At 71.6% G+C, this 13,527-nt stretch carries 12 protein-coding genes; 8 read left to right on the forward strand and 4 right to left on the reverse strand.

What is annotated here, in order from left to right; genetic code table 11:
• Window positions 1-46 precede the first annotated feature (46 nt).
• On the forward strand, window positions 47-1,633 hold the full coding sequence (locus ACZ7OU_RS26635; RefSeq protein WP_470257183.1) for a molybdopterin-dependent oxidoreductase: 1,587 nt from the start codon (window positions 47-49) through the stop codon (window positions 1,631-1,633).
• A gap of 113 nt (window positions 1,634-1,746) precedes the next feature.
• Window positions 1,747-2,418, forward strand: coding sequence for a fasciclin domain-containing protein (locus ACZ7OU_RS26640; protein ID WP_470237361.1), 672 nt, complete (start codon window positions 1,747-1,749; stop codon window positions 2,416-2,418).
• A gap of 213 nt (window positions 2,419-2,631) precedes the next feature.
• Here ACZ7OU_RS26640 and ACZ7OU_RS26645 read toward each other — a convergent pair whose 3' ends face one another.
• Both ACZ7OU_RS26645 and ACZ7OU_RS26650 read right to left on the reverse strand, forming a co-directional pair.
• Entirely contained in the window at window positions 2,632-3,096 is a 465-nt protein-coding gene (locus tag ACZ7OU_RS26645; RefSeq protein ID WP_470257184.1) for an ATP-binding protein, read from the reverse strand.
• 102 nt (window positions 3,097-3,198) lie between these two features.
• Complete coding sequence (locus ACZ7OU_RS26650; protein WP_470257185.1) at window positions 3,199-4,161, reverse strand: ferritin-like domain-containing protein; 963 nt, start codon at window positions 4,159-4,161, stop codon at window positions 3,199-3,201.
• Window positions 4,162-4,464: 303 nt separating this feature from the next.
• Here ACZ7OU_RS26650 and ACZ7OU_RS26655 point away from each other — a divergent pair, with 303 nt between their 5' ends.
• The 5 genes from ACZ7OU_RS26655 (at window position 4,465) to ACZ7OU_RS26675 (ending at window position 11,210) form a co-directional block, all read left to right on the forward strand.
• A complete protein-coding gene (locus ACZ7OU_RS26655) occupies window positions 4,465-5,412 on the forward strand; it encodes a hypothetical protein (protein ID WP_470257186.1) in 948 nt (315 codons plus the stop codon).
• Window positions 5,413-5,467: 55 nt separating this feature from the next.
• Window positions 5,468-7,087, forward strand: coding sequence for a beta strand repeat-containing protein (locus ACZ7OU_RS26660; RefSeq protein WP_470257187.1), 1,620 nt, complete (start codon window positions 5,468-5,470; stop codon window positions 7,085-7,087).
• 338 nt (window positions 7,088-7,425) lie between these two features.
• The gene (locus tag ACZ7OU_RS26665; RefSeq protein ID WP_470257188.1) at window positions 7,426-7,992 is read left to right on the forward strand and encodes a hypothetical protein; all 567 of its coding nucleotides are present in this window, start codon (window positions 7,426-7,428) and stop codon (window positions 7,990-7,992) included.
• A 108-nt stretch (window positions 7,993-8,100) separates the two neighbouring features.
• Window positions 8,101-9,912, forward strand: a complete 1,812-nt coding sequence (locus tag ACZ7OU_RS26670) for an FAD/NAD(P)-binding protein (RefSeq protein WP_470257189.1) — start codon at window positions 8,101-8,103, stop codon at window positions 9,910-9,912.
• A gap of 74 nt (window positions 9,913-9,986) precedes the next feature.
• Window positions 9,987-11,210 carry a putative PEP-binding protein gene (locus ACZ7OU_RS26675; protein ID WP_470257190.1) on the forward strand — a complete coding sequence of 408 codons (1,224 nt, stop codon included), beginning with the start codon at window positions 9,987-9,989 and terminating at the stop codon, window positions 11,208-11,210.
• On the opposite strand, the gene ACZ7OU_RS26680 is transcribed toward ACZ7OU_RS26675, so the two are convergent.
• Both ACZ7OU_RS26680 and ACZ7OU_RS26685 read right to left on the reverse strand, forming a co-directional pair.
• Window positions 11,191-12,069, reverse strand: a complete 879-nt coding sequence (locus ACZ7OU_RS26680) for an aminoglycoside phosphotransferase family protein (RefSeq protein WP_470257191.1) — start codon at window positions 12,067-12,069, stop codon at window positions 11,191-11,193. The two genes, ACZ7OU_RS26675 and ACZ7OU_RS26680, sit on opposite strands and share 20 nt — an antisense overlap.
• Window positions 12,070-12,076: 7 nt before the next feature.
• Entirely contained in the window at window positions 12,077-12,601 is a 525-nt protein-coding gene (locus ACZ7OU_RS26685; RefSeq protein WP_470257192.1) for a hypothetical protein, read from the reverse strand.
• Window positions 12,602-12,694: 93 nt separating this feature from the next.
• On the opposite strand from ACZ7OU_RS26685, the gene ACZ7OU_RS26690 reads away from it, so the two are divergent.
• Window positions 12,695-13,519 carry a DUF72 domain-containing protein gene (locus tag ACZ7OU_RS26690; protein WP_470257658.1) on the forward strand — a complete coding sequence of 275 codons (825 nt, stop codon included), beginning with the start codon at window positions 12,695-12,697 and terminating at the stop codon, window positions 13,517-13,519.
• Window positions 13,520-13,527 lie beyond the last annotated feature (8 nt).

Consider the following 13,527-nt stretch of genomic DNA (forward strand, 5'->3'; position numbering starts at 1 on the left):
GCGGTCACAGACCCATACCGCGCCGCCTCAGGCCCGAACAACGGGTATGGCCGCTACCGAAGTGACTCACCCGCCGGACACCCCCGCTCCGCCGACGCCGACGCGGCTGCGCTTCTTCGCGGCGGCGTTCACCGGAGTCCTCGCACTCGCCGCCGCGCTGGCGGCCGGGCACCTGGTGGCGGGCTTCATCAGCATCAACGCCTCGCCCTACCTCGCGGTGGGCAACGGCGCCATCGACCTCACCCCGGTCGAGCTGAAGGACTTCGCCGTCCGCACCTTCGGCACCTACGACAAGCTGGTGCTCCTGGGCAGCATGGCCGCGGTCATGGTGCTGGCCGCAGCGCTGGCGGGTGTCCTTTCGCGACGGTCCCCGGTGCCGGGGACGGTGATCGTGGCGCTGTTCGGGCTCGTCGGCGCGTTCGCCGTGTCCCAGCGGCCGGACCTGACGCTCGTCGCGCTGCTGGCCCCGATCGCCAGCCTGGTCGTGGGCATCGCCGTGTTCTTGCTGCTGCACCGCATCGCGCCCCGCGTCTGGCGGGAAGCGGACTCCGACGAGAAGAGCGGCACGTCACGGCGGGCGTTCCTGCTCGGGGGCGCCGGCGTGGTCGTCGGGGCCGGCGCGGCGGGCCTGGGCGGGCAGCTGATCAGCTCGTCCCGGGACGCCACGGCGTCGCGGGCGGCGGTCGGCAAGCTGGTCCCGGCACGCACCGCGCCGACCATCCCGGCCGACGCGGACTTCGCGAAGCTGGGCACGCCGCCGTTCCTGACCCCCAACGACAAGTTCTACCGCGTCGACACCGCGTTGTCGGTGCCGCAGGTGCGCACCGAGGACTGGAGCCTGCGCCTGCACGGCATGGTCGACCGCGAAGTCCGCTTCAGCTACAACGACATCCGCAACCGGCCCCTGGTCGAACGCACCGTCACGATGACCTGCGTGTCCAACGAGGTCGGCGGGGACTACGTGTCGACGTCGAACTTCATCGGCGTCGACCTGGCCGACCTGCTCGCCGAAGCCGGCGTGAAACCCGGCGCCGAGCAGCTGTTCTGCACCAGCGTCGACGGCTGGACGTCGGGCACGCCGGTCGCCGCGGGGCAGGACCGCGCCCGCGGCGCGATGCTCGCGATCGGGATGAACGGCGAGCCGCTGCCGCTGGAGCACGGGTTCCCGGCGCGGCTGGTCACGCCCGGTCTCTACGGGTACGTGTCGGCGACGAAGTGGGTCGTCGACATCGAGGTCACGACGTGGGACGCACGCCAGGCGTACTGGCTCAAGCGCAGCTGGGCCCGCGAGGCGCCGATCAAGACGGAGTCGCGGATCGACTCCCACCGCGGCTTCGCGAACGTCCAAAAGGGAAAGGTGCGCGTCGCCGGGGTCGCGTGGGCGCAGCACACCGGGATCGAGAAGGTCGAAGTGCGCATGGACCAGGGTCCGTGGCAGGAGACGACGCTGTCGAAGGAGGTCAACCTGAACACCTGGCGGATGTGGTGGACCGAAATCGACATCCCCTCGGGTGTCCACCAGGTGTTCTGCCGCGCCACCGACAAGTCCGGCTACACCCAGACCGACATGCGCGCGGGCACCGTGCCCGACGGCGCGACCGGCTGGCACAACGTCACGTTCACGGCCGCCTGAAAATTCTTTTCCGATCCACCAATCCGGTCGGCTCGGAGCCCCGAATACCCAGTAACAGAGGCGGATACCGAAACCGGTCGCCTCAGCCGCGTAATCAATTGGAGTGAATTCTCGTGCGTAACCTTCGTATTGCCGGCATCGGCCTGACCGCGGCCGCCGCGCTCACCCTCACCGCGTGCAGCGGCAGCGACACCGCCTCCTCGGGCAGCTCCAGCGCCCCGGCTCCGTCGTCGTCGATGGCCGCGCCGTCGTCTTCCGCCGACTCCGCCGCGTCCAACGGCGTGACCACCAACGCCGACGTCTTCGGCCCGGCCTGTTCGCAGCTGCCGCAGGGCTCCGCGCCCGGTTCGCTCGACTCGATGGGCCCGCAGCCGGTCGCGTCGGCGGCGTCGACGAACCCGCTGCTGACCAAGCTGGTCGCGGCGGTCAAGGCGACCAACCTGGTCGACACGCTCAACAGCGCCCCGGCGATCACCGTGTTCGCGCCGGCCGACCCGGCGTTCGCCGCGCTGGGCGACGCGAAGTTCGCCGAGCTGGCGGGCAAGCCGGCCGAGCTGTCGCCGATCCTGCAGTACCACGTCGTCGGCAAGCGGTACGACGCCAAGGGTCTCGAGTCGGCCGGCATGCTCGACTCGCTGAACGCCGCCGGCGGTCAGCTGAAGATCGAGGGCTCGGGCGAGAACATGACCGTCAACGGCGCGAAGATCCTGTGCGGCAACATCCCCACGAAGAACGCCACGGTCTTCGTGATCGACAAGGTGCTGACCCCCGGCACCAACAAGTAACACCGGCTCCCGGGCTGTCAGCCTTCCCTTGCGGGTGGCCCGGTGAACGAACGGCCGTCGCAGTTCCTCGATCCCGGGGAGCTGCGACGGCCGTGTTTCCGCTTCCTGCACGGGTCTCGGGAGGCGGTCCGGTCTGACGGCGGGGTGCAGGGGATCCGCCGTCGGGGGACGCCGAACAGCGGCGGCGTCCCGCCGGTCGCCGCCACCGCCGGATCACTCCAGGGTCGTGGCGGCGGCCGGCCCTTCGAGAGGCGCGGGGAAGAGCCTGATCGGCACGAGTGCCCAGACCACCTTGCCGTCGCCGTCGGCGCGCATGCCCCAGTCGAGGGACAGCTGGCTCACCAGCCGCAGGCCGAACCGGCCCGATCCCGGGCCGAGAGCCCGCACCGCGGTGACGTCCGGATCGCGGTCGCTCACCTCGACCAGCAGGTTCCCGGCGGCGCGGGTGACGTGCAGTTCCCGCACCGCGGTGGCGTGCCGGTAGGCGTTGCCGACCAGCTCGTCGATGACGAGCAGGACCCCGCCGAACCGGTCACCGGGGCACGCACCGAACATCAGCGCGTCGGCGACGAGGTTCCGCACGTGCCGCAGGTCCGGAAGCTCACCCAGCCCGACGGTGGTTTCGGCCGCCCCGGCGACCCGGCGGGTGAGCCGCGCCAGCTCGTTGTCGAAATCCATCGCTGAAACCGACCTTCCCTCGACACCGGCCCGGTTCATGGTTCGGGCCGGCCCGGCGATCGGATTGGTCGATCGCCGAGCCGGCCGGGTTCGAGCGCCGAGTCAGTTGGCGGCGCTGGTGTTCACTTCGCCGTTGACGCCCTTCGGGAAGAACCCGCCGGACTTGGCGGCCTTGTTGGTCAGGTACACGATGTTGAGGACCTGGCCGGGGGAGCGGCTGTAGGCGATGCCGTTGGCGTCGGTGGGGACGATGTTGGCGTTGCCGTGGCTGTCGATGACGCCCTGGTCGTCGTCGCTCGAGCCGTCGAGGCTGTCGCGGGCGTTCGAGAGCTTGACGGTCGCCTTGCCGTCGCCACGCTGGTAGAGCGCGCTGCGGATGTTGGCCGCGTGGTATGCCTCCACCGCGAGGATGCCCGCCGCGGCTTCCAGGTAGGTCTTGTTGGTGATCAGCGGGGCGGCGCCCTTGTACGCCGTCACGCCGACGTCTTCGAAGAGGAACGCGGCGAGCAGGAAGTTCTCCTCGCAGGAGAACGCGTCGAAGGTCTGGCCGGGTTTGACCAGGCCGGCGGCCTGGGCGGCGGCGGTGAAGCTGGACTGCAGGTCGATCGCGGGGCGGCTGACCGCGGCCGAGCCGAGCGCGGTGCGCAGGAACTGGACGTGGGCCTTCTCGTCGCCGGCGATCTCCTGCGCGTACTGGCGGGCGGCCTTGGTCTGGAACCGGACGGCGCGGCCACCGGTGACACCGCCGCGGGTGCCGGTGCCGGTGGTCATCGCGTCGGCCAGGCCCTTGCCGGTCGTGGCGTGCAGGTAGAACTCGGCTTCGAGGTACTCGAGGTTGAGGGCGAAGTTCAGGACGGCGCCGTCGCTCACCCCGCTCGGGGCGGCTGCCGCGGCGGCGGGCCGGGCGCCGGCGGCGGACGCGGTCCCGGCGGTGAGGCCGCCGAGGGCGCCCGCTCCGACAACCCCGAGGCCGGTCATGCCGGCCGCCTTGAGGAAGCGGCGGCGGTCCTGGTCGTTTTCGGCACTGCGGTTGATCATCGACGCGGCATAGCGCTTGCCAAACACGGGTGATCTCCTAACCCGCCCGCACGGACGGCGGACGTTGCCCGCTGCCGGACCCCGGCGGCGGGACGGATCCTTCGTGGACAGTGCGCGTTCGGGGCCGGGCGCGCCGCGGATGGGTCGATTTCCCGAGTGGGTGAAGTGTCCGGACGGGACACCCGAAAACGGACGCAGTTACCCGCTACTCAGAGGTAGTAAACACGTTGGGGTGAAAAGAAAAACATTGATTTAGACCCAATCCGGTGATCGCTGTCGCGCCGAAACACGACTGACGGTGAAGTCCAGACTCGAAAGGGGGTGAAATGGATGGATACTTCCCAGACGGACGACGCGCTGGTCCGGCATCCGGTGCTGCTGCGGGTGCTCGTGGTGGCCGGCGCGTTGTTCGGGTTCACCCTGCTGGCCTTGGCCGTGTCGCAGGCCGCGGACGCTTCTCCGGGAGCGCCGCCGCCGGACCGGCCGAGCCTGCTCGATCGGGCCGGCGACGCCGCGCATGGCGTGGTGAAGCCGGTCGAGCCGGTGGTGGGCGGGGTGCATGTGGTGACGTCGCAGGTGGCTCCGGTGGTCGAGCCGATGGCGGGCGCGGTGCATTCGGTGACAACGAGCCTGGCTCCGGCGGTGAAGCCGGTGGCGGGCACGGTGCACGCGGTGGCATCGCGCGTGGCTCCAGTGGTCGAGCCGGTGGCGGGCACGCTGCACGCCGTGACGTCGCGCTTGGCTCCGGTGGTGAAGCCGGTGACGGATGGGCTCGAGCCCGTCGTCGCGCCGGTGTCGCGCGCGGTGGAGCCGGTGCTGCACGCGCTGTCGCCGGTGACCGAGCCGGTGCTGGCCGCGACGGCTCCGCTGACCGCACCCGTGGTGCGGCCGATCGGGACCGACCGTGTGCTGTCGCCGGTGACCGGGCAGCCAGTACCGTCGTCGGCGCCCGGTGAGACCGGTTCTCCGGCCCAGGTGACGGGCCTTCCGGCCGTTGCCGGGCACGGGCACGGGGACGCGCACCATCGCCACGTCACCCGGGAGACGATTTCCGGGGTGGCCGGTCCGTGGTCCGGTTCGGGCGGCGGGCTACCCGCCGATGTCTCCGGTACGAGCGGGGCGATGTCGGCGAGTCCGGGTGGTCAGCACGGCGGCGAGTACGCCGTGACCACGGCCGGGAGCGCCGTTCCCGGTACCGATCGCACGTGGCGGGCACCACCCGCCGGGGCGTGGTCGTTGCACTGGCTCGAGTACTACGGCAACGACCATCCGAGCTGACAAACCCTTTCCACCCTCAAAATCCACAATGGACAGAGAGTAGGAAAGGGAAGTCATGCACAAGTACGTGCGACGCGGCCTGACCGCCGCGTTCATCTCCGGCGGGTTCGTCCTGCTGGGGTCAGCGGTGGCAAGTGCGGACACCGGGAACCAGGGCCCGCTGGGCGGGCTCGGCACCACGCTGCACTCGGTCGTCTCCGGCACCGCGAATGGCGGTAACGGCGGCGACTCGGGCTCCGGCGGGAACGCGACCAGCGGCAACAACGCTGTCAGCGGGAACTCCGGCAACTCGGGCAACTCCGGTTCGACCGGCGGCAACAGCGCTTACGGCGTCTGCGTGCTGGCCCAGTGCAGCACCTCGGTGTCCTCGGGCAACTCCGGGAACACGGGCGCGACCGGGTCGACCGGGAACGCCTCGAACACCAGCACCACCACCGGCGGCAACTCCGGGAACGCCGGCCACGGCGGCTCCGGGACGACGGCGGCGTCGGGCAAGAACACCGCGGACTCGCGGGGCGCCCGCGGCGTCCTCGGCTCGGTGACCGGGACCGCGAAGGGCGGCACCGGTGGCAATTCCGGCGACGCCGGGAACGCCACCAGCGGCAACTCCGCGGTGTCGGGCAACTCGGGCGACTCCGGGAACTCCGGTTCGACCAGCGGCAACAGCGCCTATGGCCTGTGCGTGCTGGCGCAGTGCAGCACCACCGTGTCCTCGGGTGACTCCGGGAACACCGGCGCCACCGGTTCGACCGGCGACGCTTGGAACACCAGCACCACCACCGGCGGGAACTCCGGCACTGCGGGCAACGGTGGCGACGCCACCACGGCCGCGTCCGGGAAGAACTCCGGTGGCAGCAGCTGGAAGCGTCACGACCAGGGCGGCAAGACGGGCGTCCTGGGCTCGGTCACCGGCACCGCCACCGGCGGCAACGGTGGCAATTCCGGCGACGCCGGGAACGCCACCAGCCACAACAGCGCGGTGACCGGGAACTCCGGCGACTCGGGCGACTCCGGTTCCACCGGCGGCAACACCGCCGTCGTCTGGACTCTGGGTGGCCAGGGCAACCGCTGGCACCACGAGAGCGGCTCGAAGTCGGCCACCACGGTGACGTCGGGCGACTCGGGTGACACCGGCGCCACCGGTTCGACCGGTGACGCGGGCAACTGGAGCACCACGACCGGCGGCAACTCCGGCAACGCGGGCAACGGTGGCGACGCCACTGCGATCGCGTCCGGCACGAACGCCGGTGGCAGCAGCTGGAACCGGCACCAGCAGGGCGTCCTGGGTGCCGTGTCCGGCGCAGCCAAGGGCGGCAACGGTGGCAGTTCCGGCGACGCCGGGAACGCCACCAGCCGCGACAACGCGGTGAGCGGCATGTCCGGCAACTCGGGTGACTCGGGCTCGACCGGCGGCAACACCGCCGTCACGTCGGCCCGCGGGCACGAGCAGCCGGGCCGCCACCACTGCGGTGGCTGGCACCAGGGTGGCACGAAGTCGCACACCGCGGTGACCTCGGGCGACTCGGGCACGACGGGTGCCACCGGCTGGACCGGTGACGCCGGGAACGACAGCACCACCACCGGCGGGAACTCCGGCTGGGCGGGCAACGGCGGCGACGCCGGCGTCCACGCCTCGGGCTGGAACACCGTCGCGCACAGCCCGCACACCGTCTGACGGTTCGCGGGAGACAGGGGAGCGGGGGCACCGGAAATCCGGTGCCCCCGCTCTTCGTCGCGGGATGAGGGCGGCCCCGTAGTCGAGGCCCGCGGCCGCGCTCTTCGAGGCACAGCAGCGTGAGCGGGCCGCGTGGGTCCGGGCCCGGAAGGGACTGCTGCGCGCCGCACTGACGCACGACCGCGCCGCCGAGCGCGACGAGCGAGCCGCCCGGCTCGGCGGCGCGTCCGATCTTCGGCAGCAGGCCGAAGCCCATCGAGGGCGAGGGGCGGCCGTCGAGGCGCGGCGGAGATCGGGACGGCCCGTAGCTCGAGCGCGCCGGTGGGTAGGGTCGGCTGATGGGGTTCGGAGAGCGGGCGCGGAGGGTGCGTGACGGACGGCTCGCGCACGGCCGGCGGGTCGCGGCGCTGTGTTCGTGCGTGAGTCTGTACCACCCGATCGGCCACCGGGCGACGTTGAGCTTTCTCGAGGAGCTGGCCGGGCCGTACCAGCGGCACGAGCGGGCGCTGGTGCGTGCGCTGGAGGAGCTGGAGGCCAGCCGCGCGGTGTGGCGCGCGGAGGCCACTCAGTACACGAACGCGCGCGTGCGGCAGAAGCGGCTCGGCCGGCGTGTGCCGTCGCCCGGCGACGCGCCCCAAAGCAGAATGGGCGGGCACTGGTACGCGGAGAACCCGGACGTCTCGCGACGCGCGGCGCTGCACGCGCTGAAACTCTGGGAGCGCGACCTTCAACCGGGGTTCGCGAATGACGAACTGCTTTCCCTGGTTCGCAACTGCCTCGCCACCGGCGGCCGGTTCACCGGTTCGCACGGGGACGGGGTGTCGATTCTCCAGGAAACGACCGAAGATATCCGCTGGCCGATGACCCTCATCGCGTCCGCCACCGGGGCGACGACCGGCCGGTGACCGATTCGCCCCCGGTCGGGTGAATGCGCGGACACGATCGGACGCCGCGTATCCGGGGCGGCACCAGGTAATCTCATCGCTCGCTGTCGAAGCGCAGGAGTGGCACAGATGCGGTTCTCGGACGGTTTTCGCAGGGTGGTCATCGTCGGCGCGGGCTTGGGCGGGACCGCCACCGCGGTCAGGCTCCTCCAGTTCGCGCGAGAACCCCTGCAGGTTCTGCTGATCGAGCGGCATCCCGAGTACCGCAGCGCCGGCGTGGCCTACCACCGGGCGGGCAACCACTGGCACCACGTCTTCAACATCCAGGCCGGCCGGATGTCGATGTTCCGTGAGGACGTCGACGATTTCCTGTCCTGGGCGAACACCGAGGCCGACCGCACCGGCTGGCCCGCGCAGTGGAGCGGCTTCACGTTCACCGAGTCCGGGCCCGCGCCGCGCCGGATCTACGCCGACTACCTCGCGGGCCGCCTCGCCGAAGCCGCGCGCGAAGCGGCGGACGGCGTGACCCTGGTCGAAGCCGACGGTGAAGTCGTCGATGTGGCGATCGGCGCCGGCGACGCGCACGTCGTCGTCGACCGGTTCTCCTTGCCGCACAACGGTACCGAACCCGACCGCGTGACTCTCCGCGCCGACCACGTCGTCGTCGCGACGGGCCTCGAAGAACGGGACCTTCCGTTCGCGACCGACGTGACGAACCACCCGTCCTTCGTGCGGCACCCCTATTCCGAAGCGGGAACCGCGCGCATTCTCGGCATCCGGAAGGACGCCACGGTCGCCATCATCGGCACGCTGCTCACCGCGTACGACTCGGCCGCGCTGCTGCTGCGGCGTGGCCACACGGGAAAGATCGCGATGATCTCCCGGTCGGGCCGGATGCTGCGGACCTACCCGCCGGACCACCGGCACCGCGTTCTCGGCCTGCCCGCCCCGCGGCTGCACAGCGAAAGCTACGAGGGCCGCGAAGCCCTGCTTCGGCGCGTCACGGCCGAATGGGAACGGGCGTGCGCGAGCGTCGTCCGCGAACACCCGGAGGTGGCGCCGGTGGTCGTGGCGGAACGGGTCTCGAAAGCGTGGGAACCCCACCTGCCCGCGGTGCTGGCCCGGATCCCCGCCGCCGACCTGCGGGCCCTGCTCGACCAGTACGGGACGCTGCTGGCCACCCTGCGGGTCGGCGCGGTCGCGTACACGACCGGGATCGTCGACGCTGCGATCGACGGCGGCGGGCCGATCACCCTCGTCACCGGGAAGGTGGACCGGATCGTCGGCGCCGAGGCCGGCACACTGAGGGTGTCGGTGGCCGGGTCGCCGGCGCGGACGCTCGAAGCGGACCTCGTGATCTCGAACTTCGGGCGGGAGCCGGACTACGGCCGGACCGGGTCGGCGCTCTGGGCGGCCCTTCTGCGCAAGGAGATCGCCGTGCGGCACCGGCGGACCGGGCGCGGCGTGGAGGTCGACGCGTCGGGTGCCCTCCTCGGACCGTCCGGGGCGGCGTCCGGCCCGATCTCCGTGATCGGCGGTCCGCGCGAGGGTGACGAGATCGTCCGGTACGGCCGGATCGGCGCGTTCACGTTCAACCTCGCCGCGATCAAGAACCATTCGGTCGGCGTCGCCGCGACCGTGCTGCGCCGGCTCGAATCGTGCTACGGCGAGCGTGCCGAGGACCTCGGGGCGGGGGAGCCGTTCTCCCGTTCGGTCATGCTCGAGGTGCGTCGGCTGACCGCGCGCCGCAAGCGCGACCGGGACGCACTGACGACCCGGCTCGAGGCGAGCCTCAGGGGTGACACCTCCGGCGGGACCGATCGCGGCGTGCGAACCGCCGTGAACACGGCCGCCATGACGAAGCTCAACGACCTGTCCGTCACCCCGCGCGAACTCCGTGGCCTGCTCGGGCTCGACGAGCCGGTGGAGTCGCTCGGCTGAGTGTCCACAGTGGACCACCGGGAGCCGCAAGGGGGAAGACGCGCCGGCGGCGGATGGTCGTTCAGCCTGGTGTGATGCCTCGGCCGGGCTTGCGTGAGATACCGGGTTCCCTGCTCGTCGGCTCGCCACGAGCGAGCGTTCGCGGTGTCTGCAACCCCACCGGGAAACCGGTCGAGGGCGCCATTCTGGTGGTCGAGACGCTGAGCCCCGACTGCTACGACGCCATCGTCGTCTCGTCCGCCGTGATCTGCGCCCGAGGCGGCCGGACCGGCCACATGCAGTCGCTGTGCCGCTCGCGGGGAATCCCCGTTTTGCGCGTCGACGAGTTCGACGCGGCCGTGTTCGCCGGCGAAGTCACCATCCGGGTCGATCGCGAGTCGGTCGTCCTCGGCGGTGTCGACGTCGCGCCGCGGCCGGCGCGAGTCCCGGGTACCGGCGTCGACGACCTGGAGTCGATCTGCGTGGTCATCGCCGACGCCGCCGACATCCGGTCCACGAACGACCTCGTGCCGCGCGTCGAGCAGGCGAGCTGCTTCTTCGTCCGCGAGGAGTTCGTCTGCTTCGCCGCCGATCTGAGCCCGGTCGACGCGCTCCGGGCCGGGGATCGCGAGGCCGAGCGGTACGGCGAAGCGATCGCCTCGGAGCTGTGCTCGATGGTGAAGGAGCTCCTCCCCGGCCAGCGCCTGGTCATGAGGCTGCTCGACCTCCGTTCGGACGACGCCGCCCGGATCACGACCGGGGTGACGGTGCCGGCGGAACCCAACCCGGAGCTCGGTCTCCACGGCGCCCGGTGGCTACTGGCGGAGGAGCGTTATCCGCGCGCGTTCCGGGCACTGCGCGCGTACCTGCAGGACCGTCTCGGCTGGGACGCGGATCGCGTCGGCTTCGCGGTGCCGTTCATCAACGACGAGGAGGAGTTCCTGAGGCTGCGGCAGCACCTCGGCCTGACCGGTGACACACCCCTCGGCGTCTTCCTCGAAACCCCGGCCGCCGTGCACTCGACGGCCGGGTTCCGCGCCGCGGGAGCCAGCGAGCTGTTCATCGGCACCAAGGACCTGATCCAGTTCTACCTCGCCGCGGACCGCGGCAACCACCTCGTCGCGTCGTCGTACCGTACCCGGCACCCGGCGGTGCTGGCCGCGCTGCGCCAGGCCGTCGAGTCGTGTCACGAGAGCGGGTTGTCGCTGCACGTGTTCGTGCTGGGGGCCGATGTGGACCACTACCTCCGGCACCTGCCGACCCGCACGCTCATGATGTGCACCGCCGAACTGGCGGACCTCAGCCGAAGGACAGAGTGAGGAGTTCGTCGATCGTCGCTTCGGGACCGCCGTTCGTGAGGTGGGCGATGGCGAACATCGGCGCGATCACCCGGCTCCAGGCGAACAACCGGTCCCCGTCGAGCCCGCATGCGCGCGCGACCTGCTGGCAACGCGCGTCGACACCCTCGTGCCCGGCACCGGCGACGACGTAGTCGACGGCGTCGAAGCACGGATCACCCAGGCACGCCTTCGGATCGATCGCGACCAGGCCCCGCGACGGGCCGCCGTCGAGGACGTTGCCGAGGTGGAGATCGCCGTGCAGCAGGACGATTCTGTGCTGAGTGTCCAGCAATGCCTCGCAGCGCCGGATCGCCCGCTGCCAGTCGGCGCGGCTGATCCGCGCGCCGATGGCGGGTTCGGCCAGTCGCCGGCCAATCCGGGCGAACGCCTCGTCGCACCGCCCCCGCAGATCCCACGGCCATCGCGCGGGCGGGGTGACCGCGTGCAGGTCGGCGAGCAGGTCGCCCCATAGCTGCGGCAGCGATGCCGGTGGCAGGTCTTCGGCTTCGGTGCCGGGGAGGACCTCCTCCATGACCATCGCCCCGGCGTCCGCGTCGGCGCACAACACGGCCGGCACCCGCCCCGACGGCGCGAACAGGCGTGCCATTTCTTCTTGCCTGGCCAGCAATGTGCGGTCGAGACTGAGCTTGAGAACGGCCGGCGTCCCGTCAGGCGGCCGACAGCGGAAGACGACCGAGGAGGCCCCACTGCCGAACATCTCACCGAGCACGAGTCCCCATCGCGAGGCCAGCCGCGCGGCGAGGGCCGGGACGTCGGCGAGCCAGGCTTCGGCCTCGGGACCGAATCGACGCACCAGCCGCGTGTTCAGGTCTTCCATGCGTCGGCTAGTGCCCGCGAGCGGGTTGAGTCGGGCGCAGCGGTCGCGCGAGGGCCTCGACGACGGCGGCGGGCAGTCGCAGCGTCGGCGACCGTCGCAGTTCCGCCTCGAGGTCGAAGTCGGGCTGGGCGCAGCCGCAGTCCAGGTACTCCTCCGCGGCGAAGCATCGGCTGGCCAGGTCCGAGGCGAAGTCCGGGGGCGCGAGCCGGGCCAGCGCGCGGATCATCGGTGCGGTGACCGCGGCCGGCCGGGCGCGGAGGTCGTCGGCCAGCAGGCGGGCGAGGAGATCGGTCGCCTCGTCCGCGCCGAGGGGCGAGATCCCGTGCCGCTCGCACACGGCGGCCACCAGCGGTTCGGTGTCCCACCCGTTCACCCGGCGGCTGAGGCCGGCCAGTTCGGCGATCTCCGGATCGTCGTTGCCTTCCAGCAGCAGGCTGACCGCGACGTCCGGCCAGTCGGCGGGCGCGAAGCAACCGCGGTGTTCGGCAGCTCTCGCGATCGAGAGCGCCATTCGCGTCGAAGCGTCGTCCACCCGTCGAGGGTAAAGGCCGCGGGCCGGGTAGTAGTTTTCATTTACGATCGAGGGGAGGTGACGCCGGTGGGACGTCTTCACGTCGGCTGCGCGATGTGGACCCACAAGGCGTGGCCCGGGCGGTTCCTGCCGCAGCCGCTGCCGGCCAAGGAACGGCTGCGGGCCTACGCCGGCTGGTGCAACGCCGTCGAGGGCAACACCACCTTCTACGCGACTCCCGCCCGGAGCACCGTCGTGACGTGGGCGGAGCAGACCGACCCCGGCTTCCGGTTCGTGGTCAAGGTGCCCAAGGTCGTCACGCACGAGCGCCGGTTCGCCGGGGTCGAGACGGAGATGCGGGCGTTCCTGGACGCGATCGAACCGCTCGGCGAACGCGCGGTCCTGTGGACGCAGCTGCCCGGCTCGTTCGGCCCCGCGGACGTCGACGCCCTCGTCCGCTTCCTGCGCCGGCTCCCCGCCGACCGCCGGCGCGCCGTGGAGGTGCGTCACCCGGAGTTCTTCACCGACGCCGCGTCGACGTCGCTGCTGGAGGGGGCGCTCGCCGGCGCGGACGCCGAGTGGGTGCCGTTCGACACGACGGTCTTCTTCCGGACCCCGCCGACCAGCGAGGCCGAGCAGGAGGCGTGGGGCAAGAAACCGCGGCTCCCCCGGCGGACGCGGGCACTGACCGACCAGCCGATCGTCCGCTACCTGGGCCGGGATTCGGTCGAGGAGACGGTCGGGGGCTGGCGGCCGTGGACGGAGGAGGTGGCCGGCTGGCTGCGCGAGGGCCGATCGCCGACGGTGTTCGTGCACACCCCCGACAACAACGACGCCCCGGCGCTCGCCCGCCGTTTCCACGCGGACGTGCGAGCGCTGGTACCGGGCCTCGACCCACTGCCCGAGCCGGAGCCGATCGAGCCGGCGACGCTGTTCTGAGCGGTGCT

It is taken from the genome of Amycolatopsis sp. NPDC114505, assembly GCF_055633615.1.